Raw genomic sequence first — 20,712 nt, 5'->3', positions numbered from 1 at the left:
TCAGTGCGGTGGTGCGGTGAGGTCGAAAACCTCGAGGCCGCCGAGGTGTTGCGGCGTGTAATGCGCGGCCACCCACGCATAGATGTCGGTGTTGCCGACCGGATGCCACATATCCGGCTCCGCTGGTGCGGCCGACGGGTTGTGCGCGGTCGCCGGGGTGGGCGTGGCGCCGGGGAGTCGGTGCTGGTCGCGGGTTCGCCACGAGTCCGGCAGCTTCATCTCGGGCGCCAGATAGTAGGTGATCCGGTGGTCGCGGACCAGGTCCTGGAATCCCGCTACGGTGGGGACCGGATCCTCGGAGGTGAATCCACCGATGGCGATCACCGGTGTGCGGCTGGCCAGTTCGAGCCCGGCCGCCGGTCCCGAGCGGTCGATGGCCGCCGACCACGTCGTATGCGTCGCCCGCAACATCTCCACCAGGTGCGGATCGGTGTCGGTGCCGCCCATCAACATGCCGATCTGGCTGCGGAACGGATTCAGCGCCTGCGGCAGCTGCGGACGTGCCGGCCCGACGACCGGGCTGCCGCCGGTATGCGACCGCGGCAGCGTCGCCACCGCGTAGGCGCTCGACCCGGCCGTCGCGGCGAGCACACCGGCGCCCACGGCCACCGCCACCGCGCGGGCGGGCGCCCGGCGCGACACCGCCGGCAGCGCCGTCAGCAGCAGTACGGCGGCGGCCACGACGGTCACCGCGAGGATCGACCACCGCAGCCACGACTGCCAGTCCGGATTCCGGTCGAGCAGCACGAAACCCCAGACGCCGCCGGCCGCAACGAGTCCCGCCGCCCCGGCCCGGCCCCATGCCCGGTCCCGGCACCGCCACACCTCGGCCAGTCCCAGCACGAAACTGCCGACCACCGCGGGCGCGATGGCCAGGGTGTAGTAGGCGTGCATGCCGCCCTTCATCGCCGAGAACGCCACCCCGTCGATCAGCAGCCACAGCCCGAAAACCAGTGCCGCCCCGCGCACGATATCGGTCCGCGGCGATTTCCATCGCGTGCCGAGCACGACGACGAAACCGAGCACGGCCGCGGGCAGCAGCCACGAGATCTCGAATCCGATCTCACCGGTGAACAACCGGTCCGGACCCGACCCGAACCCGCCGCTGCCGCCACCCAGATGCGGCAACTCGTAGCCGGGGGGCAGTTCGAACGGTTTGCGTCCGGCGTGGTTGTGTCCGAGGTAGCGGGCGAAACCGTTGTAACCCAGCACCAGATCCATGAACGTGTCGTCCTTGGAACCGGCCAGATAGGGGCGGGAATCGGCGGGCCACAGAATCGTCAGCAGCACATACCAGCCCGACGAGACCACCAGCGCCACCGCCGCGGCCAGCAGATGCACGATTCGTTTGCCGAAACCCGCCGGGGCCGCCACCAGATACGCCGCGCCCAGCGCGGGCAGCACCATCAGCCCCTCGAGCATTTTCGCCAGGAACGCGAAACCCAATGCGACACCGGCCGATACGAGCCAGCGCGGGTTCGCGTGCCGCAGGGCGCGCACGGTGCAGTAGGCGGCCGCGGTCATCAGCAGCACCATCACCGCATCCGGATTGTTGAACCGGAACATCAACGCCACCACCGGTGTCAGGGCCAGCAGCAGACCCGCCAGCAGGCCCGCGCCGCGGCTTCCGGTGGCGCGGGCGATCGCGCCGTACATCAGCGCGACCGCCGCCACCGCCATCAACGCCTGCGGAATCAGCATCGAGGCGCTGGAGAAGCCGAACAGCTGCCCGGACAACCCCATCACCCATTGCGAAACCGGCGGTTTGTCGACGGTGATGAAGTTGGCCGGGTCCAGCGAACCGAACAGCAGCGCCTTCCAGTCGCGCGACCCCGACCAGGCCGCCGCCGCGTAGAACCCGTTGCCCATCCCGTTGACGGTGATGTTCCACAGATACGCGGCCGCGGTGGCGACCAGCAGCAGCGCGAGCGCGATCCGGTCCCGGCGCCGTGGCGGCCGCAGATCCGGATCCGGCGGATGAGCCGATTCGGGCGATACGGGCACGGCGGTGTCGGCAGTCGTCACTGTCACCGCGGGAGCGTCTCAGCCGACCCGGTGACCACCCTGTCCGAACCCTTGGAACTTGCTGTGAGTTCGGTGCGATCGGGCGAATCGGACGCCGCAACCCGTCGCGGTCAGTACCGGCCGAACAGCACCGCCGCGTTGTGGCCGCCGAATCCGAACGAGTTGTTCATCGCGAACTCCACATCGGTGTGCCGCGGTTTGTCGCGCACGATGTCGAGGTCGATCTCGGGATCCTGATTGTCGAGGTTGAGCGTGGGCGGAATGACCTGATCCCGCAGCGTCAGCACCGAGATCGCGGCCTCCAGCGCGCCCACCGCACCCACCGAATGCCCGAGCGCCGACTTCGGCGCGTACACCGCCGGGTGGGTGCCGATGGCGGCGGCGATGCCCTTGGCCTCGGCCAGATCGCCGATCGAGGTGCCCGTGGCGTGGGCGTTGACGTGATCGACATCGGCGGCGGCCACACCCGCGGTCTCGATGGCCCGGCGCATCGCCCGGGCGCACCCCAGGCCCTCCGGGTCGGGGGCGACCATGTGATAGCCGTCCGCGGTCAATCCGGCGCCGAGCAGCCGGGCCAGCGGCCTCGCCCCGCGTGCCAGCGCATGGTCCTCCGATTCGACCAGCAGCAGCGCGGCCGCCTCGCCGAAGACGAAGCCGTCGCGATCGCGATCGAACGGCCGCGACGCGCGTTCGGGTTCGTCGACGCGGGAACTGAGTGCGCGCGCCATGGTGAATCCGGCTATCGCCATCGCATTGATGTAGCCCTCGACCCCGCCGGCGACGACGATGTCGGCCTCGCCCAGCACGATCGAGCGCCACGCGTGCACCAGCGCCTCGTTGCCCGAGGCGCACGCCGACACCGGCGTCACCAGGCTCGCGCGCGCGCCGATCTCCAGGCCGACCACGCCCGAGACGCCGTTGGGCATGCTCATCGGCACCGCGAACGGCGATACCTTGCGGTAGCCGTGCTCGCGCATGGTGTCGTTGGCGTCGACGATGACGTCAGCGCCGCCCAGGCCGGTGCCGATGCACACGCCGAGGCGGTCCTTGTCGACCTCGGGCGCACCCGCGGTCTCCCACAACCGGTTACCCATCGCGTACGACATCTGCTGGACGTAGCACATGCGGCGCTTGCGCACCCGGTCCAGATCGGTGGTGGGGTCGTGGATCAGTTTGCCGCCGATGGCATTCGGTAGATCCTGGCGCAGGATCTCCTCGTCGGTGAGGACTTTGATCCCGCTGGCGCCGGAAAGCAGCGCCTGCCACGTACTTTCGGTATCCGCGCCGATGGAGGTGGTGATCTCCAGCGCGGTGACGACTACCTCGCGGAAGCCGCCGGTGCGGGTGTTGAAACTGGTATCGAGAGTGCGCACGGTTGTCGATTCCTCACTGTCGGTCCCTCGTTTCCCCGGACACGAAACTCGGCAGTACCCGCGACCGCCGATGAACTCGCCGTCATCGGCAGCCCGTCCCGCCACAGGGGCGGTGGGTGTGCCTGGGTCAGCGTAGCCTCCCACCGCTCGCGGGGGTGCGAGAAACGAAGATGCCAGAAATTTGCCGCAGGGGTACCGTTGAGGGTCACGGATGGGTGCGTCCGCAGCGGTGCGCCCGGCCGGACGGGCTAGGGAAGGGCGTGCCCGAGATGACTGTCAACGCTGTTCACGACATGTTCACGGCCCAGCTGGACAATGTGGGGCCGCAGGCTCCACCGGGCGCGGGGGTGACGACGGCGCTGCTGCGAAATCTCATCTGGTTGCATTTGCTGGCGACGGCCGTGGCGGTCGGTTGCTGGATCCATCTGGCGAACCGGCGCGGGGTCGCGCGAGCCACGGTGTCGCGGGTGGCCGTCGGTGTCGTCGCGATCGGGCTGGCCACCGCGGGAGCGGGGGAAATTCTGGGTGCGGCCATGCACTGACCGCGCCCGCGAACCTGCCGCGACTAGACGTAACCAGAAATAACACGTAACCTTCGGGTATCCGGACGGCGAGGTCCGGGCTGACATTCGGACGAAACGGATACCTCAATGACGCGGCATGTCGACGTGTTGATCATCGGTGCGGGCCTGTCCGGGATCGGGATGGCCTGCCATCTCAGCCGGGAGAACACCGGACGCAGCTACGCGATCCTCGAACGGCGCAGCGCGATCGGCGGCACCTGGGACCTGTTCCGCTACCCGGGCATCCGCTCGGACTCCGACATGCTGACCTTCGGCTACGGCTTCCGCCCCTGGATCGGAACCAAGGTGCTCGCCGACGGACCGCACATCCGCCAGTACATCGCCGACACCGCCGAGGAATACGGCGTCACCCGCCACATCCGCTTCGGCCGCAAGGTCGTGAAGTCGAGCTGGTCCAGCGCCGAGCAACTGTGGACCACCGAGGCCGTCGATGAACAGACCGGCGACACCGAGACCTACACCAGCAACTTCCTGGTCGGCTGCACCGGTTACTACGACTACGACAAGGGTTTCCGCCCGCAGTTCCCCGGTGAGGAGAACTTCGGCGGGCAGATCGTGCACCCCCAGCACTGGCCCGAGGATCTGGACTACCGCGGCAAACGCGTCGTCGTCATCGGCAGCGGCGCCACCGCGATCACGCTGGTCCCGGCCATGAGCGACGACGCCGCGCACGTGACCATGCTGCAGCGCTCGCCCACCTACATCGCGCCGCTGCCCGCCGAGGACCCGGTCGCGGTCGGCATGAAGAAGGCCAAACTGCCCGCCGCGCTGGCCTACAAGACCGGCCGCGCCCGCAATATCGCCCTGCAGCGCGCCAGCTTCGCCCTCTCCCGCAGCAACCCCGCCCTGTCGCGGAAACTGCTGCTGCAGGCCGTGCGGGTCGCCGTCGGGCCCAACGTGGACATGCGTCACTTCAGCCCCAGCTACAACCCGTGGGACCAGCGGCTGTGCATCGTGCCCAACGGCGACCTGTTCAAGGTGCTGCGCAGCGGACGCGCCTCCATCGTCACCGACCGCATCGCGACCTTCACCGAGACCGGCATCCGCCTGGAATCCGGCGAGGAACTGCCCGCCGACATCATCATCAGCGCGACCGGGCTCAACATCCAGATGCTCGGCGGCGCGGCGATCGATGTCGACGGCACCCCGATCGCGACCCGCGATATGGTCGCCTACAAGGGCGCGCTGATGAGCGGGCTGCCCAACGCCATGATGATCATCGGCTACACCAACGCCTCCTGGACGTTGAAGGCCGATCTGGCCGCCGAATACTTCTGCCGGCTGCTCAATCACATGAAGGCCAAGGGGTATTCGACCTTCGTCGCCGAAGCCGAGGACGCCGACCGGGCGCCCGAGTCGATGATGGGCGGCGCGCTGACCTCCGGCTACATCGCCCGCGGCGACGCGGTGATGCCGCGCCAGGGCCGCCGCGGCCCGTGGAAGGTGATCAACAACTACTACCGCGACCGCGCGCTGCTGCGCAAAGCCGATCTCGAGGACGGCATCCTGCGCTTCGGCACCCGTTCGGCGGCCGCTCGCCCGATCGTCGAATCCCGTTCCGCCTGAACCTGTTCCGGCGCAACACCGTCCGGTCGCGGCAGCGCACGGCCACGACCGGACCGCCGGGACCTCTAACCCAGCAGATACGGGGGAGTCGCGGGCGGCTTGGTGTTGGCGACGAATTCGCGCCGCAACCGGTGATAGGACTCGCCGTCGCCGAAGAAGTTGCGATGCATCTGTGCGAGCTCTTCGGCCCGATACCGCGCCAGCGGCCGCACCGCCTCGTCGGCCGCGCGGCGCTGCTTCTTCGCCAGCAGCAGATTCTGCAATTCCGGTGCGGCCGCGAGAATTTCGGCCTCGCGGCGAACCTGTGCCCGGAACCGCTCGGTGGAGCCGTCGAACACCTTGTCCACCAACCCCACTCGCGCCGCGGCCCGCGCGCCGACCGGCAGGGGGCGGCTGGTCAGCTGCGATGCGAGCTCCGGGCCCACCCGCTGCGGCAGCGTGTAGGTCCAATACTCCGAACCGTGCAGGCCCATGAGCCGGTAGTGCGGATTGAGCACCACCGAATCCCGGCACCACACGTGATCGGCGGCCAAGGCCAGCATCACCCCACCCGCGGCGGCATTGCCCGCCAGCGCCGCGATCACCAATTTGTCGGTGGTGGTGAGAATCGCCTCCACCACATCGTCGATCGCGTTGATATTGCGCCACGACTCCTCGGCCGGATCGGCGGCCGCCTCGATCACGTTGAGATGGATACCGTTGGAGAAGAAGTCGCGCCGCGGCCCCAGCACCAGCACATCCACCGGCCGATCGCAGGCCTCGCGATACGCGGCCAGCAGCCGCCGGCACTGCCGGGTGTCCATCGCGCCACCGGGATAGGCGAATTCGAGATAGCCGACGCCCGCGTCCTCGTGGTAGCGCAGCTCCGACCAGGTGTCGCGCACCGCCGCCTCCGCGGGGGAGACCGAGACCTCGGGGACACCGGCGGGCAGATCGGCGCCCAATGCGTCGGTGGCCGGCATCTTGAACGTCACCGGTCCGCCCGGCACGCGACGCGGGCGCAGCTGCGGCAACCACACCGCCCCGTCGACGGTGGCCCGGCAGATCGCGCCGTCGCGGGTGGCGATCACCGCACCCGGCTCACCCCGCAGCCGGTCCTCGTAATGACCGCCGTGGACGAAATATTCGCGGCCGAACAGTTCGTCGAGCACACCCGGCTGCGAATCGGCCGCGCGCAGCGTGCGGATCACGGTGGCGGTATCGGCGGTGGCCCAATCGATGCGGCGCACCTGCTGAGTGAGGAACGGCCGCAGCCGGCCGGTGACATCGGGGCGGTCGTAGTCCAGTGGTTCGGGCACGTAGTCGCCGGATGCGAAGCGGCGCACCGCGGTCAGCACCGCCTCGACCGCCGCGTCGGACACCTCGTTGCGATACAACTCGCTCTTACCGCACGGCGCCACATCGAATCCCACCGACGCCCAGATCGGACCGGCGTCCATCTCCGCCACCGCCTGCAGCACCGTCACACCCCATCGGGTCGCGCCCTCGGTGATGGCCCAGTCCAGCGACGACGGCCCCCGATCACCCATCGGACCCGGATGCACGATGAACACCGGATGTTCGGTCCATACATCCTCGGGAATCGCCGTGGTGAGCATCGGCGCCAGAATCAGATCCGGCCGGAAGCGCGCGACCCGGGCACGGAGCAGGTCGTCGCCGAGAGCCAGCTCGACTCCGATCTCGTGATCGCGTTCCCGCAATTCGGCATGCACTCGCTGGGTGAGACTGTTGAATGCGCTGGCGATCAACAGGATGCGCACGAGCTGTCCTCCATCAGGGTGGTTCGTCGGTCCGTGACCGGACCGCAACATTTGCCCCTCCGAAACTAGCCCAGCACCCGGTGCCCGTATACCCGGCGGGGGAGATCAGTGCGGCACGGTCACCGGATCGGCGCAGCTGCCGGGGATGTCGACCAGCGAACACGCCACCGGGCCGCGCGTGGGACGGTAGTCCGCGGGCACACCGCCGGCCCTGGTGATCGCGCGATAGGCGTCCACGGCGTCGGTGGGGCGGCGCGTCAGGGCGGGGTCGGTCAGCACGTCGACGGTGTACAAACCGAAGCGTGGTGTGTAGCTGCCCCATTCGTAGTTGTCGGTGATCGACCAGTAGTTGTAGCCGATCACGTCGATGCCGTCGGCCTTGGCGCGCTGCAGCCAGTACACGGTGTCGCGCAGATCGTCGCCGCGGGTGTAGCCGTCGGGGCGGGGCGCGCCGTTCTCGGTCGGCATGCCGTTCTCCACCACGTACAGCGGCTTACCGGGGAAGCGGCGCGAATAGTATTCCAGCGCATAGTAGACGCCCTCGGGCTGCAGCGGCATCTTCCACAACCGGTCGAGGTCCTCCGGCGACAGCCGGGCCAGGTCCTGCGGGGTGTGACCGTAGTAGTAATCGATGCCGACATAGTCGAGCTTCGCGGCGATGGCATCGATCATCGGGCCGTTGACCACCGGTTCCGCGGTGCCGACGATGTAGGCGAGGTTGCTGGTCACCATGGCGCCCGGCTGCGCCCGGTGGATGTCGTCGTAGATGGTGTTGTGCGCCTGGATCAGTCGCTGCTGCATCGCCGGGACGTCCGCCGGTGACAGCCCGCCGTTGCGGGTTTCGTTGACGATGTAGAACGCCGGTTCGTTGAACGTGACCCACAGCGGATCGCGAGAGGCGTAGCGCTGCACCACCGTCCGGGCGTTGGCCAGCCAGTCGTCGAGCATCGCCGGATGCCCCCAGCCGCCGCGGTCGGCGGCCCAGCCGGGATACACCCAATGATCCAGCGTCAGCATCGGGCGGATGCCGTGGGCGGCCATCGTGTCGAGAACGCTGTCGTAGAAGGCGAATCCGGCCTCGTCCCATTCGCCCGGCCGCGGCTGTACCCGTGCCCATTCGACACTGATGCGGTACACGCCGACGCCGAGCCCGGCGGCCAGGCCGATATCGGAGCGATAGCCGGTGAAGAAATCGACCGCGTCGTGGTAGCGGTCGTAGCCGGGATGTGTGGCCACGTACCGCAACCAGTTGCTGTCGGGCGCATGGCCTTCGCATTGGAATCCGGCGCTGGCCACACCCCACAGGAAGTCGGCGCCCAGATTCGGCACGGTGGCCGGTGCGGCCGGGCGGGCCTGGGCGAGGGCGGCGGGACCGGCCACGGCGGCGGCGGTTCCGGCGGCGAGCAGACCGAAAGCCTGGCGACGGCTGAGATTGCGCATCGAACTCCTCGGTATCCGGTGGGGTACGGTCCGGCAACGGTAACCCCGGTCACCGTTTCCGCGGGGCCGGACGCGGCGCAGTCATTCTGACCCGCAATTGGGCGAGTGTCCAGATGTTGCGGAATTCGGTCGAACACTGTCGGTGCACACGGCTAGGGTGGCGGCCATGGTCACGCACATGACGCATTGGGGAGCGTTCGACGCCGTCAGCGACGGTGAGCGGCTGACCGCGGTACGGCCCTGGCCCGGCGACCCGGAGCCCACCCCGCTGATCGGCAATGTGGCTTCAGCGCACCATCATCCGACCCGCATCGATCGACCCTACGTCCGGAAATCATGGCTCGAACACGGGCCGGGCGCCTCCGGACGCGGCGGCGATGCCTATGTCCCGGTGAGCTGGGACCGGGCACTCGATCTGCTCAGCGGCGAATTGCGCCGCGTCTACACCGAATTCGGCCCCGAAGCCGTCTACGGCGGCTCCTACGGCTGGGCCAGCGCGGGACGTTTCCACCATGCCCAGAGCCAGCTGCACCGATTTCTGAACTGCCTCGGTGGCTACGTACGACACGTCAACAGTTACAGTCTGGGCACGTCCACGGTGCTGATGCCTTATGTGGTGGGGGATCTGTTCGCGCTGCTGTGGCGCTTCACCGCCAAATCGGTGATCGCCGAACACACCGAATTGGTGGTCGCTTTCGGCGGTATCTCACCGAAGAACGCCGCGGTGAATCCGGGCGGCGTCTCCCGGCACCATACCCGGGACTGGGTCGATCAGGCCCGGCGGCGGGGGTGCCGGTTCGTCACCGTCGCCCCGCTGCGCGACGACACCGCCGAGGTCGCAGAGGCGGAGTGGATCACCCCGCGCCCGGGCACCGACGCCGCCCTGATGCTCGCGCTGGCCCAGGTTCTCGACGCCGACGGGTTGGCCGACACCGCATTCCTGGACTCTCATACCGTCGGCTACGAACCGTTCGCGCGCTACCTGCGCGGTACGGCCGACGGCATCGTGAAGGATCCCGAGTGGGCGGCCGCGATCACCGGGGTACCGGCCGCACGCATCCGCACGCTGGCACACGAGATGGCCGCGGCGCGCACCCTCGTGACGGTCAGCTGGTCGCTGCAGCGAGCGCAGTACGGTGAGCAGCCGGCCTGGCTGGGCGTGGTGCTGGCCGCCATGCTGGGCCAGATCGGATTGCCCGGAGGCGGTTTCGGACACGGCTACGGCTCCTCGGCGAGCATCGGCGAACCCACCCGCACCCTGCCGCTGCCGCGACTTCCGCAGGGTGCCAACCCCATCGACCGCTTCATTCCCGTCGCGCGCATCGCGGATATGCTGCTCGCGCCCGGGACAGCGTTCCGATACGACGGGCGCGAGCTGCGCTATCCCGATATCCGGCTGGTGTATTGGGCCGGCGGCAACCCCTTCCACCACCATCAGGACCTGGCTCGTCTGCGCCGCGCGTTCGACCGGCCCGAGACCATCGTCGTCCACGACTCGTTCTGGACCGCCACCGCCCGCCACGCCGATATCGTGCTGCCGGCCACCATGACCATCGAACGCGACGACTACGGCACCGGCGACAACGACGGCATCCTGTTCCCCATGCCCGCCCTCACCCGCCCGCACGGGCAGGCCCGCGACGACTACGACATCCTCGCCGAATTGTCCGAAAGGCTCGGCACGGGAAAGGAATTCACCGAAGGACGCACCACGGGTGACTGGCTGCGGCACCTGTACGAGCAATGGTTGTCCGATCTGGGCGAACGGGGACGGGACTTCCCGGACTTCGACCGGTTCTGGTCCGGTTCCGGTCTCGAACTGCCCGTCGCCGACCCGCCGCAGGTGGTATTCGCGGACTTTCGTGCCGACCCCGGCGCGCATCCGCTGCCGACCCCCTCCGGCCGCATCGAGATCTTCTCCGAAACCATCGCCGGCTACGGCTACCCCGACTGCCCCGGCCACCCGGTATGGCTCGAACCCGACGAATGGCTGGGAAGCGCTGCGGCGCAGCGCTTTCCGCTCCAGCTGGTCGCCAACCAGCCGCGTACCAAACTGCACAGCCAGCTCGACGTCGGCGCGCACAGCCGGTCGGTGAAGATCAGCGACCGCGAACCGGTGCGGCTGCACCCGTCGGAAGCCCGGGCGCGGGGAGTGGCCGACGGCGACATCGTGCGCCTGTACAACGACCGCGGCTCCTGCCTGGCCGGGCTCGTCGTCGACGACGCGGTCGCACCGGGCATCGCGCAGTTGTCCACCGGGGCCTGGTACGACCCGGATCCGGAAGATCCGTCGTTCTGCCGGCACGGCAACCCGAACGTGCTCACCGCCGACCGCCCCTCCTCCACGCTGAGCCAGGGCAGTACGGGACAACTGGCGCTGGTGCAGATCGAGGCCTATCACGGCGTGGTGCCGGACCTGACCGTACTCACCCCACCGCGGATCGTGGCAGACCACGACCGCTTGTAACCGGCTGCTGGACAGGAACATTCGCTGCGCAGGACAACCCGGCGGCGTGCCGATGATCCGGTGTCAGTCCTTCCGGCCGGTCAACGCCAAGCTGGTACCCAGTCCGATCATCACGAGCCCGCCGGCGCCGCCGACGGCGGCGAGTCGCCGCGGCGAACGCGCGAACCAGGCGCGTGCCGCTCCGGCGGTCAGTGCCCAGGTGGAGTCGAAGATCAACCCGAACAACGGGATACACAGGCCGAGCACCAGCATCTGCCCCGGCACCCACCCGTCCGCGTCGACGAATTGCGGCAGCAGCGCGGCGAGGAACACCACGGACTTCGGGTTGGCAAAACCGACGACCAGCCCGTCGCGCAGCATGGAGACGGTGCCGCGCCGGATCGCGGGCGCCTCCGTGGTGAAAGCCTCGGCCAGCCCGCCGCGATGGCGGATCGCCTGAACACCCAGATAGATCAGGTAGGACGCACCCAGAAGTTTGACCGCGGTGAACGCGGTGGCCGACGCGGCGACGATCGTCCCGAGCCCGAAGGCCACCGCAGCGACCTGCAGGTAGACCCCGACCGCGTTACCGGCCACTGTGAACAGAGCCTCCCGCCGCCCGATCGTGATCGCCCGGGTGATCGCGAACAGGACGCTCGGCCCCGGAACGACGACGAGCACCAACGCCAGTCCGGCGAATTCGAGCAGATGATCGGGCGCCACCATGCGACGACCATAACGAGCGGAAGGGGAGACCGGCCACCGCTTTCCGCGGCACGGCTCCTCAGGCCGCTCCCGCGATGACCTCGCGCACCCGGTCCACCGGCACCGGCGCCAGATCGTGCGCGTCGAGAGCCACGTGAATCATGCGGCCGCGGATCCGCGCCGAACTGTGGGTGTAGCCGTGCAGCAGCCAGCGCCCGGCGTTGTTGCCGGTCGCGGGCAGCCGCCACTGCTCGAATCGGCTCTCGGCGGTGTGGTCACCGCCCGCGACGCCGTGAAACGGGAAGGCTGCGCACACGAATTTCCGGCGGGCGATCCGTGCCGAGACAGGTCAGCTGTGGCTGCGCTCGTGAGAGTCGTGCGGCAACCACACCTTTTCGGCGCGGACGGCGGACTGCGGGGTGAAGTAGTCGCCGGTCCGCAGGTCCTCGAGCAACGTCGCATGTTCGGGTGCCCACCCCAGCAGCGCTCGGGTGCGTTCGCTGGAGACCGGAACGTCGAGGGAGAAGAATCGAGCCAGGAACGGGTTTCCCAGATGCGCGGCGGCCTGTTCGAGGGTCAGCGAAGCGGTGGGAATGTCGAGCACATCCGCGATCTGCTCCGCGAGACTTCTGATCGTCACAGCGCTTTCGCCCACGCCGTGCAACACGCTGCCGGCGGGAGCCTTCTCCAGCGCCAACCGGAACAAGACCGCGGCGTCGGCACGGTGGACCGCGGGCCACCGATTGGCGCCGTCGCCGATGTAGGCCGAAACGCCTGCCCTGCGCGCGGCGGCGATGAGCGCCGGAACGAACCCGTAGTCGCCGGGTCCGTGCACGGTCGGCGCCAGTCGGACCACACTGGCGCGCACCCCCGACCCGGCGAGACGCAGACAGCTCTGCTCGCCCGCGATGCGGAAAGCGGCGACCGAATCGGGGTCCGGCGGCTCCTGCTCGGTGCTGACCTGCCCGTCCCTGGTCACCAAGGTGCCCGACGTGCTGACAAGGGGCTTGCCGGTGCCGGCCAGCGGCTGCCCGAGCGCCTCGATCGCGGCACAGTCGCGGCGGATGAGGTCATCCGGATCCGCGTAGTCGCCTCCGTAGGCCATGTGCAGGACGCCGTCCGCGGCCGCCGCGCCGCTGCGCAGGCTGTCGAGGTCGTCCAGGGAGCCGCGATGCGGTGTCGCGCCCAACGATTCCAGCCGGGCGGCCGCGGCTTCCGAGCGGGCCAGACCGGTCACGGTGTGACCGGCCGCGATGAGCTCGGCGACGACAGCGGGTCCGGTCTGACCGGTGCCGCCGGTGACGAAGACATGCATGGAACTCTCCCTTTTACGCCAGTGACTGACACTTAGTGTCAGTCACTGACTCTACGCGTAGCGTCAGTGACTGGCGCAACGTGATGCCAGTCACTGACGCATCGCGGTAGGCTCGGTCAATGCCACGAAGCGGAGCAGAGGTGCGTCGCCGCCTGCAACAGGCGGCCCTCGAGCTGTACCGGGAACGAGGATTCGACCAGACCACCGCCGCGGAGATCGCCGCCCTGGCCGGGGTCAACGAGCGCACCTTCTTCCGGCACTTCCCCGACAAACGCGAGGTCCTCTTCGACGGCGAAGCCGACCTGCGCACCACTCTGATGCAGGCAGTTGTCGAAGCACCCCAGGGACTGAGCCCGTTCGATGTACTGCTGCGCGCATTCCGGGAATCGGCCCGGAACGTGGAACGCAACCGCCCGTCCTCCGATCCACGGTGGACGGTCATCGCGGTGACACCGGCACTGCGCGAACGCGAGCTGGCCAAACACGCGGGACTCACCGATGCCGTGGCGGAGGCGCTACGACAACGGGGTGTCGATGCCGGTCCGGCCGACTTGGCCGCCCGGACCGGCTGGGCCGCCTATCAGCACGCGGTCCGAGCCTGGGTCGACGACCCTGCGGACGGCCTGGACGCGTATCTCTGCCGGGCCTTCGACGACCTGCGTGGCCTCGCCGCTGCCGCACCGATACGGGCGGATCGGGAAAGGAGATCCGGTCGGGTTTCGGATCCGAAGTGAGCCGGCGGCGGTGGGCACCGCCGCCGACGATTCGTGCGCACTACGGCGCCCGGAAGCCGCCGATCTTCTCCTCGAGCAGTTCGGCCAGCCGCAGCGGGGTGCGGTCCTCGAACATCGGGCCGATGATCTGCACTCCCACCGGCAGGCCCTCGGGGGAACGGCCCGCCGGAACAGCGGTGGCGGGCAGGCCGGGCATGGTGGCCATACCGGCCCAGACGAGCTGGTCGAAGTACGGGTACTCGACACCGTCGATGTCGATGTGCCGGTCCTCCAGCCCGCCGTTGTGGTTGTGCGGATAGGCGGGAGTGGGCGTGATGGGGCAGACCACGGCATCGAATTCGGCGAACAGCTGCCGCCAGCCGTGGCGATGGAGTTCGCGACCGTTGTTCGCCCCCACCCAGTCTCGGTGGCTGAGCACCATGCCGCGCAGTCGCGCCGCGTCGAGACTCCGGTCGTGCGCACTCAGCGCGGCGGCTCGGGTCTGCAGCTCTCGATACACCTCGAGCGGAAGACCCGCGGCGGCATTCGACAGCATCAGCTGCATGTAGAGCCTCGCCGCTTCGCCCGGATCGGGTAGCAGCGGGCTGTGCCGGTCGACGCGGGCGCCCTCGTCGACGAGCGCCGCGGCGACCCGGTTCACGCCCGCCCGCCCCGCCGATCCGGTCGGAATGAGCGGATGCTGCTCGAGGACCAGGACACGGAAGTCGGCCAGCCGATCGTGGCGCGCCGGCGGCAGTGCGAGGTCGTAGGACACGCCGTGGGTCAGCGGGTCCGGTCCGGCCATCACATCGAGCAGCAGCGTCAGATCGCGGGCGGTCCGCGCCATCGGTCCGGCGACAGCCAGGTCGAGATCGACCGGCAATGCCGGTGCGGGCGGCGCGACCATGCCCCGGGTCGGCGCCAGCCCGAGTGTGGGCTTGTGCGCGTAGATGCCGCAGAAATGCGCCGGGGTGCGCAGCGAACCGGCGAGGTCCGAGCCGATGGACAGCGCACCGAATCCACACGCCAGGGCCGCCGCCGAACCGCCGGACGACCCACCCGACGTGCGGTCGTGGTCCCACGGATTGTTGGTGGTGCCGTAGATCTCGTTGAAGCTCTGGATATCTCGCAGCATCTCCGGCACGTTCGTCTTACCGAGGATCACCGCGCCGGCGGCCTCCAGCCGTGATACCTGCACCGCGTCCTCGGAGGGTATGTAGTTCGCGTGTTGCGGCATACCCCAGGTCGTGGGCAGCCCGGCGATGTCGTAGGACTCCTTGACCGTCACCGGTACACCGAGCAGCGGCCGGTCCTCACCGCGGGCGCGCGCCCGGTCGGCACGCTGCGCGGCCGCCCGCGCACGGTCGAAGGTCGGCACACAGATCGCGTTGATCCCCGTGTCCTCGCGCTCGATACGAGCGATCGCGTCCTCGGTCAGTTCCACCGAGGTCACCTCACCCGCACGCAATGCCGCCAGGATTTCTTCGGCCGACTGAAAGTTCCACTCCATGAATCCGACGGTATGGGCCGGCCACAGGGGGCATAAAACGCCTCTTCACGCAAAGCCCACATTCGAATCGATCGGCCTTCTGTGCGAATCGACGCGTGCGTTCCGTCATATCCCAGGTCACGCCGCCGGTAGTGCGCGACGCGAGGCGCGCAGGCCATGAAATGCCGTTTCGCACAACAAGACAGATGTCACAACGGCTACCGCGTCTCGGTCACGATGGACGGCGAGGCAGGTGAATACCAAGGATTCACAACCCGAGTTTGGTTACCGCGTTGTCCTCCAAGGGATTCGCGGTGCGGATATAGCCGTGCACGGTGCGGGGGTTGGACCAGCGGCCCTGGCGCATGATCTCGCGGTCGCTGGCGCCGCCGAGGGCGGCCTGGGTGGCGAATCCGGCGCGCAGTGAATGTCCGGAGAACAGCGCCGGATCCAGTCCCGCCCGTGCGGCATAGCGTTTCACCAGCTCCGCTACCGCCCGTCCCGAGATCGGCTGCGCGCCGATACCGCCGTGCCGCGACACCGGCGGGAACAGCGGGGCCTGCGCATCGACCCGGGTGGCGCCGGTGAAGCCGTGGCAGCGGTGGATATCCCCGGTGGCGCAGGTGCTCTCGGTCCAGCACCGCAGATCGTCGGTGCCGCCTGCGGCGTGGATGTCGCGCAGGTCGATCCACTCGGCGAAGGCGCACACCGGGCACGTCGAAGGTCGCGCCCCGCGCGGCAGGGCCACCGACTGGGCGCCGGCGCCGGTCGGATCGGTTTTGGTCGCCGGCAGCCGCACCAGCAGCACGGGTTCGCCGGTGCGGTGATCGAGGGTGACCGCTACATCGCCGACGCGGAGTCCGGCGAGTTCGCTGCGGCGCAGCGCCCCGGCGAATCCGACGAGCAGCATCAGCCGGTCGCGGCGGCGGGCAGGCTCGGTCGGCCAGCCCGGGGCAGGCAATCCGTCCAGCAGTTGCGCCAGCGTGTGCAGCAGCACGGGACGTTTCCGGTTGGGCACGCTGCGACGCGTGCGGCGGATGCCGCGCAGGGTCAACCGCACCACATCCGATCGGGTCGGGGAGGGTAGCCCGTTGGCGGCATGGACCGCGGCGATGGCGGCGCTCTTGCGTTCCAGCGTGGCCGGCCCGAATGCCCACTCGCCGGAGGGTTTTCGCGCATCCGCGGCCGCGGCCAGATACACCGCGACATCGAGGGCGTCCGCGGGCAGCGCGCACCGCGCCTCGGCCGCACACCACGCCGACCACCCCACCCAGTCGGATCGGTAGGCGCGCACCGTGTTCGGCGACTGCGAGGCCTCCAGATAGCGGCCCAGCGCCCCGGCCTGCTCGGTGTCGAAGCGCTCCCGCACCATCCGCAGGGCGACCGTGTCGACGAGTACGCTGCGCACTCCCCGCCGTAATTCGGTGCGAACCGCCTCCGGCACGGCGATATCGACGACCACGGGATTCGGTGAGACGCTCATCGCGAGACAGGTTACCGGGCAACGACCTTCGCCGCGCCCGTCCGCGCCGGGAAGAATGCTCGACCGTGCCGCCCATGACAGTTGCCGCCGATGATCCCGCCCGCGCCGATGTACGAGCGCTGGCCGCCCGCCATCTGGCCTTCGCGCGGGCACACAGCCCGGCCGACGCCGTCTTCGCGCTCGACCCGGACGCGTGGGCCGATCCAGCGCTCACGCTGATCACCGCTCGCCGCGACGGGGTGCTACTGGGGATGGGCGCGGTGCGCGATCTCGGTGCCGGGCACGGGGAACTGAAATCGATGCACACCGAGGAAGCGGCGCGCGGACACGGTGTCGGCACCGCGATCGTCACGCATCTGCTCGCGCTGGCACGCGCCCGCGGCGGGGTGCGGGTGAGCCTGGAAACCGGTGTGGGCGAAGCGTTTCGGCCCGCACGGACGTTGTACGCGCGGTGTGGATTCGTCGCCTGCGGCGCCTTCGGTGACTATCTCGACACCGGGAGGAGTGCGTTCATGACGCGCACGGTGTGAGCGGCGGTCGTAACGGAAGCAGGAGAACGGAAGGACATTCCCTCCCACTTCAATATATAGCGCACAGGGGGCCTTGCGGCAAGGCCGGGGGTGTGCTGCACAATCGTCGGGCCAACGCCACGACCTGCGGAAATCGGCTGTTCCGCGGGCTGTGTCCTCACCGTGTCGAATGGGGTTTCATGATTGACGTGATCGTTGCCGGTGCCGGACCTACCGGTCTGATGCTGGCGTGCGAGTTGCGGTTGCACGGCCTGAATCCGGTCGTGCTGGAGAAGGAGACCGAGCCGACGAAGGTGGTCCGCGCGCTGGGCCTGCACGCGCGCAGTATCGAAGTGATGGATCAGCGCGGGCTGCTGGAGCGGTTTCTCGCGCTGGGGACGAAGTACCCGGTCGGCGGGTTCTTCGCCGGTATCACGGCACCGCAGCCGGAGCTGGACTCGGCGCACGCTTATGTGCTCGGCATTCCGCAGACCGTCACCGACCGGCTGCTCGCCGAGCATGCGGCCGAACTCGGTGTCGACGTCCGGCGCGGCCGCGAGGTGGTCGGCGCCGCCCACGACGCGGACGGCGTGACCGTCGAACTGGCCGACGGCAGCCGGCTGCGCGCGCGGTATCTCGTCGGCTGCGACGGCGGGCGCAGCACCGTACGCAAACTCGCGGGAATCGATTTTCCCGGCGAACCGTCGCGGGTGGAGACGCTGCTGGGGGAGGTCGAGCTGGACGCGCCCCTCGAGACCGTGACCGCGGTAGTGACCGAGGTCCGCAAGACACAGCGGCGCTTCGGGGTCGGGCCGTCGGGCAACGGCACGTTCCGGTTCGTGGTGCCGGCCGAGGGACTGTCCGAGGACCGCACCGTGCCGCCGACGATGGAGGAGGTCAAGCGGCAGCTCGTGGCCACCGCCGGCACCGACTTCGGCGTGCATTCACCGCGCTGGCTCTCGCGTTTCGGCGACGCGACCCGGCTGGCCGAGCGGTATCGATCCGGGCGGGTACTACTGGCCGGGGACGCCGCGCACATCCACCCGCCGGTCGGCGGTCAGGGCCTCAACCTCGGCATCCAGGACGCGTTCAATCTGGGATGGAAGCTGGCCGCCGAACTCGCCGGGTGGGCTCCGGCCGGTCTGCTGGACAGCTACGAGTCCGAGCGGCATCCGGTCGCCGCCGACGTGCTGGACAATACGCGCGCCCAGATGGAGCTGATGTCGCTCGAACCGGGCCCGCGGGCGGTGCGCAAGCTGCTCACGGAGCTCATCGATATCGACGAGGTCAACCGGCGGCTGACCGAGAAGATCACCGCCACCGCGATTCGCTACGACTTCGGTACCGGGCACGAACTGCTGGGCCGGCGCCTGCGGGATGTGCGGCTGAAAGACGGGCGCCTCTATGAGCTGATGCATGCGGGCCGCGGACTGCTGCTGGATCAGACCGGCCGGCTGTCAGTGGCGGGATGGGCCGATCGGGTCGATCACATCGTCGACGTCAGCGAGGAATTGGATGTGCCCGCGGTGCTGCTGCGACCGGACGGGCATGTCGCATGGGCCGGTGACGAGCAGGACGATCTGCTCGCCCACCTGCCGACCTGGTTCGGCGCGGCCTGATCACGCGCCGGAGCTAGGACGCGGCACCGAAGGTGCGGGCGGTGGCGATGGTGGCGAGACGGTCGTCGCTGCCGGTGTCGCGCAGATCGACACGTCCGACGCCACCGCGCAGCGTCGCGGTGGCCGTCACCGGCCCCACCTTGGCCGGTTGCAGATAGCGCAGACCGAGGAAGCCGAGGCTGTCGCCCGGAGCCAGCGACAGCACGGCTTCCTCGGCCGCGACGGCGATGAGGCCGCCGTTGACGCTGCCCGCGGCGTTGAGCACCTCGTCGGTGCGCGGGAGTACGGCCACGCCGGGGCACACGCGTTCGCAGCCCAGGCGTTCGGCCAGGGGAGTGGCGAGCCGGTCGCGCCCGGCCGGCATATCGAGGCTGAGCGCGCGGGGAAGTTGCAGATCCGGGTCGGGTGCGACCATGAAGGAGGCACCGGCCAAGGCCAGCGGTTCGCCGTCGACGGCGAAGTCGATCTCGGCCACGAAGACCGACCGGCCCACCTTCACCGTGCGGCCGATCGCCTCGAGGTGCCCGGCGGCGGGCGCGGGCCGGTAGAGGTGGACGTCGAGTTCCAGGGTCACCGGGACCCGTGGATGCATCACCAGCGACGCCAGCAGCCCGGCCACGGTATCGGCCCAGGTGGCGAGGATGGAGGTGCGCAGATGCGTGGTTCCCGGCGCGTGCAGTTCCGGCACGATGGTCGCGGATCCGTGCACCTCGTCGCCGGCGCGCCGGGTGGCGAAGCCGAGTTCGAGCAGCACGTGGCGGCGCGGGGACAGTCTGCTTTCGACACTCACGGCATCTCCTCCGGTCCGGTGCGCCCCGGCCGGGCCACACGCGAGCGCTTCGATTCTACTTCAAGGAGAATCGCATTCTCGTCGGCTATCGCGGAGCGCTGATACGCGCCTTCATCGCGGCGAGGCGGGCGGCGAATTCCGCGGAATCCAGCGATGCCACCTGGGGCACGATCTCCGCGTCGACGGCCTCTGCGTGCGAGTCCAGTGTGCGCGTGTGGCGCATGGTGCGTTTGGTGGTGATCAGCAACTCGCGCGGCGCCTCGGCCGCGCCGGCCGCCAATTCGACTGCGGCGGACACCAAGTCGTCGTGGTCACCGAGCACGACACGATGCACCAAGCCCGCACTGTGCGCCGCGTCGGCATCGAGGATCTCGCCCAGCAGCGTCATGGCCGCAGCCCGCTGCGCACCGACGGCGCGCTGCAACATCCACGTCATCCCGCCGCCCGGATGGATGCCCAGCCGCAGGAATCGCGCATCGAACCGGGCGCGCGGCCCGGCGAGGCGCACATCCGCGGCCAGGGCCAGATTCAGTCCCGCGCCGACCGCGGCCCCGCCCACCGCCGCCACGGTGGGCAACGAACACTCGGCCACGGCGAGGAATCCGGCGTAGATGGCTCGCAGTCCCTCCTCCGCCGCCTCGCCTAGTGCGCTGAGGTCGGCGCCCGCGCAGAATGCCGGGGGAGACCCGGTGATCACCACCGCGTGCACCCCGGCATCGGCCTCCGCCTCGGCGATCGCCGCCGCCAGCTGCTCGGACAGCCCGAGTGTCAACGCATTCCGGCGCTGCGGGTCCGATACCGTCACCACTGCGACCGTATCGCGCCGCTCCATCGTGATCTCCGCCATGGCGTCATCGTAGGGGAGTGTCGGCGGCACACCCTCTCGCCGGTAGCG

General features: G+C 69.3%; 17 protein-coding genes. 6 read left to right on the top strand and 11 right to left on the bottom strand.

The genetic code is table 11. The features are described from left to right. Together NK1_RS05905 and NK1_RS05900 are read right to left on the bottom strand one after the other, a co-directional pair. Nucleotides 1-2,025 carry a glycosyltransferase family 39 protein gene (locus NK1_RS05905; protein WP_439955929.1) on the bottom strand — a complete coding sequence of 675 codons (2,025 nt, stop codon included), beginning with the start codon at nucleotides 2,023-2,025 and terminating at the stop codon, nucleotides 1-3. A gap of 110 nt (nucleotides 2,026-2,135) precedes the next feature. Continuing rightward, a complete protein-coding gene (locus tag NK1_RS05900) occupies nucleotides 2,136-3,398 on the bottom strand; it encodes a KasA/KasB family beta-ketoacyl-ACP synthase (RefSeq protein ID WP_063007518.1) in 1,263 nt (420 codons plus the stop codon). Nucleotides 3,399-3,658: 260 nt separating this feature from the next. On the opposite strand from NK1_RS05900, the gene NK1_RS05895 reads away from it, so the two are divergent. Continuing rightward, on the top strand, nucleotides 3,659-3,940 hold the full coding sequence (locus NK1_RS05895) for a hypothetical protein (protein ID WP_063007517.1): 282 nt from the start codon (nucleotides 3,659-3,661) through the stop codon (nucleotides 3,938-3,940). Between the two features lie 108 nt (nucleotides 3,941-4,048). Then, on the top strand, nucleotides 4,049-5,548 hold the full coding sequence (locus tag NK1_RS05890) for a flavin-containing monooxygenase (RefSeq protein ID WP_063007516.1): 1,500 nt from the start codon (nucleotides 4,049-4,051) through the stop codon (nucleotides 5,546-5,548). Between the two features lie 65 nt (nucleotides 5,549-5,613). Here the strand turns inward: NK1_RS05890 and NK1_RS05885 are convergent, their stop codons facing one another. After that, nucleotides 5,614-7,308 carry a hydrogenase maturation protein gene (locus NK1_RS05885; RefSeq protein WP_063007515.1) on the bottom strand — a complete coding sequence of 565 codons (1,695 nt, stop codon included), beginning with the start codon at nucleotides 7,306-7,308 and terminating at the stop codon, nucleotides 5,614-5,616. Nucleotides 7,309-7,413: 105 nt separating this feature from the next. Then, complete coding sequence (locus tag NK1_RS05880; protein WP_063007514.1) at nucleotides 7,414-8,748, bottom strand: family 1 glycosylhydrolase; 1,335 nt, start codon at nucleotides 8,746-8,748, stop codon at nucleotides 7,414-7,416. Between the two features lie 166 nt (nucleotides 8,749-8,914). Between NK1_RS05880 and NK1_RS05875 the strand changes: the two genes are divergently transcribed. Beyond that, complete coding sequence (locus NK1_RS05875; RefSeq protein ID WP_063007565.1) at nucleotides 8,915-11,215, top strand: molybdopterin-dependent oxidoreductase; 2,301 nt, start codon at nucleotides 8,915-8,917, stop codon at nucleotides 11,213-11,215. Between the two features lie 63 nt (nucleotides 11,216-11,278). Here NK1_RS05875 and NK1_RS05870 read toward each other — a convergent pair whose 3' ends face one another. From NK1_RS05870 to NK1_RS05860, 3 genes are read right to left on the bottom strand one after another with little or no spacing between them, the layout of a single operon-like run. After that, complete coding sequence (locus NK1_RS05870) at nucleotides 11,279-11,920, bottom strand: LysE family translocator (protein WP_063007513.1); 642 nt, start codon at nucleotides 11,918-11,920, stop codon at nucleotides 11,279-11,281. A gap of 58 nt (nucleotides 11,921-11,978) precedes the next feature. Then, nucleotides 11,979-12,215 (bottom strand): hypothetical protein, encoded by a 237-nt coding sequence (locus NK1_RS05865; RefSeq protein ID WP_063007512.1) that lies wholly within the window; start codon nucleotides 12,213-12,215, stop codon nucleotides 11,979-11,981. A gap of 33 nt (nucleotides 12,216-12,248) precedes the next feature. Beyond that, nucleotides 12,249-13,214, bottom strand: coding sequence for an SDR family oxidoreductase (locus NK1_RS05860; protein WP_063007511.1), 966 nt, complete (start codon nucleotides 13,212-13,214; stop codon nucleotides 12,249-12,251). A 119-nt stretch (nucleotides 13,215-13,333) separates the two neighbouring features. Here NK1_RS05860 and NK1_RS05855 point away from each other — a divergent pair, with 119 nt between their 5' ends. Beyond that, nucleotides 13,334-13,948, top strand: coding sequence for a TetR family transcriptional regulator (locus tag NK1_RS05855; protein WP_063007510.1), 615 nt, complete (start codon nucleotides 13,334-13,336; stop codon nucleotides 13,946-13,948). Between the two features lie 40 nt (nucleotides 13,949-13,988). Here the strand turns inward: NK1_RS05855 and NK1_RS05850 are convergent, their stop codons facing one another. Together NK1_RS05850 and NK1_RS05845 are read right to left on the bottom strand one after the other, a co-directional pair. Beyond that, complete coding sequence (locus NK1_RS05850) at nucleotides 13,989-15,437, bottom strand: amidase (protein ID WP_063007509.1); 1,449 nt, start codon at nucleotides 15,435-15,437, stop codon at nucleotides 13,989-13,991. Between the two features lie 247 nt (nucleotides 15,438-15,684). After that, a complete protein-coding gene (locus NK1_RS05845) occupies nucleotides 15,685-16,899 on the bottom strand; it encodes a site-specific integrase (RefSeq protein ID WP_063007508.1) in 1,215 nt (404 codons plus the stop codon). 74 nt (nucleotides 16,900-16,973) lie between these two features. Between NK1_RS05845 and NK1_RS05840 the strand changes: the two genes are divergently transcribed. After that, nucleotides 16,974-17,429 (top strand): GNAT family N-acetyltransferase, encoded by a 456-nt coding sequence (locus NK1_RS05840; RefSeq protein WP_063007507.1) that lies wholly within the window; start codon nucleotides 16,974-16,976, stop codon nucleotides 17,427-17,429. Nucleotides 17,430-17,608: 179 nt separating this feature from the next. Further along, on the top strand, nucleotides 17,609-19,027 hold the full coding sequence (gene rox, locus NK1_RS05835; RefSeq protein ID WP_063007506.1) for a rifampin monooxygenase: 1,419 nt from the start codon (nucleotides 17,609-17,611) through the stop codon (nucleotides 19,025-19,027). A 13-nt stretch (nucleotides 19,028-19,040) separates the two neighbouring features. Here rox and NK1_RS05830 read toward each other — a convergent pair whose 3' ends face one another. Together NK1_RS05830 and NK1_RS05825 are read right to left on the bottom strand one after the other, a co-directional pair. Continuing rightward, the gene (locus NK1_RS05830; RefSeq protein WP_063007505.1) at nucleotides 19,041-19,817 is read right to left on the bottom strand and encodes a PaaI family thioesterase; all 777 of its coding nucleotides are present in this window, start codon (nucleotides 19,815-19,817) and stop codon (nucleotides 19,041-19,043) included. Nucleotides 19,818-19,902: 85 nt separating this feature from the next. Beyond that, nucleotides 19,903-20,664 (bottom strand): enoyl-CoA hydratase, encoded by a 762-nt coding sequence (locus NK1_RS05825; protein WP_063007564.1) that lies wholly within the window; start codon nucleotides 20,662-20,664, stop codon nucleotides 19,903-19,905. Between the last annotated feature and the right edge of the window lie 48 nt (nucleotides 20,665-20,712).

The sequence above is a fragment of the Nocardia kruczakiae NBRC 101016 genome, from assembly GCF_001612965.1.
In the GTDB taxonomy this organism is placed as follows: Bacteria; Actinomycetota; Actinomycetes; order Mycobacteriales; family Mycobacteriaceae; genus Nocardia; species Nocardia kruczakiae.
Note: the sequence above shows the minus strand (reverse complement) of the source record. Positions and strands in the feature narration are given on the sequence as shown.

Bases quoted from the DNA above. Each gene is read 5' to 3' on its own strand.
- NK1_RS05870 (WP_063007513.1), bottom strand. From the start codon at position 11,920: ATGGTGGCGCCCGATCATCTGCTCGAATTCGCCGGACTGGCGTTGGTG.
- NK1_RS05840 (WP_063007507.1), top strand. From the start codon at position 16,974: ATGACAGTTGCCGCCGATGATCCCGCCCGCGCCGATGTACGAGCGCTG.
- rox (WP_063007506.1), top strand. From the start codon at position 17,609: ATGATTGACGTGATCGTTGCCGGTGCCGGACCTACCGGTCTGATGCTG.
- NK1_RS05850 (WP_063007509.1), bottom strand. From the start codon at position 15,437: ATGGAGTGGAACTTTCAGTCGGCCGAAGAAATCCTGGCGGCATTGCGT.
- NK1_RS05860 (WP_063007511.1), bottom strand. From the start codon at position 13,214: ATGCATGTCTTCGTCACCGGCGGCACCGGTCAGACCGGACCCGCTGTC.
- NK1_RS05845 (WP_063007508.1), bottom strand. From the start codon at position 16,899: ATGAGCGTCTCACCGAATCCCGTGGTCGTCGATATCGCCGTGCCGGAG.
- NK1_RS05825 (WP_063007564.1), bottom strand. From the start codon at position 20,664: ATGGCGGAGATCACGATGGAGCGGCGCGATACGGTCGCAGTGGTGACG.
- NK1_RS05855 (WP_063007510.1), top strand. From the start codon at position 13,334: ATGCCACGAAGCGGAGCAGAGGTGCGTCGCCGCCTGCAACAGGCGGCC.
- NK1_RS05880 (WP_063007514.1), bottom strand. From the start codon at position 8,748: ATGCGCAATCTCAGCCGTCGCCAGGCTTTCGGTCTGCTCGCCGCCGGA.
- NK1_RS05890 (WP_063007516.1), top strand. From the start codon at position 4,049: ATGACGCGGCATGTCGACGTGTTGATCATCGGTGCGGGCCTGTCCGGG.
- NK1_RS05875 (WP_063007565.1), top strand. From the start codon at position 8,915: ATGGTCACGCACATGACGCATTGGGGAGCGTTCGACGCCGTCAGCGAC.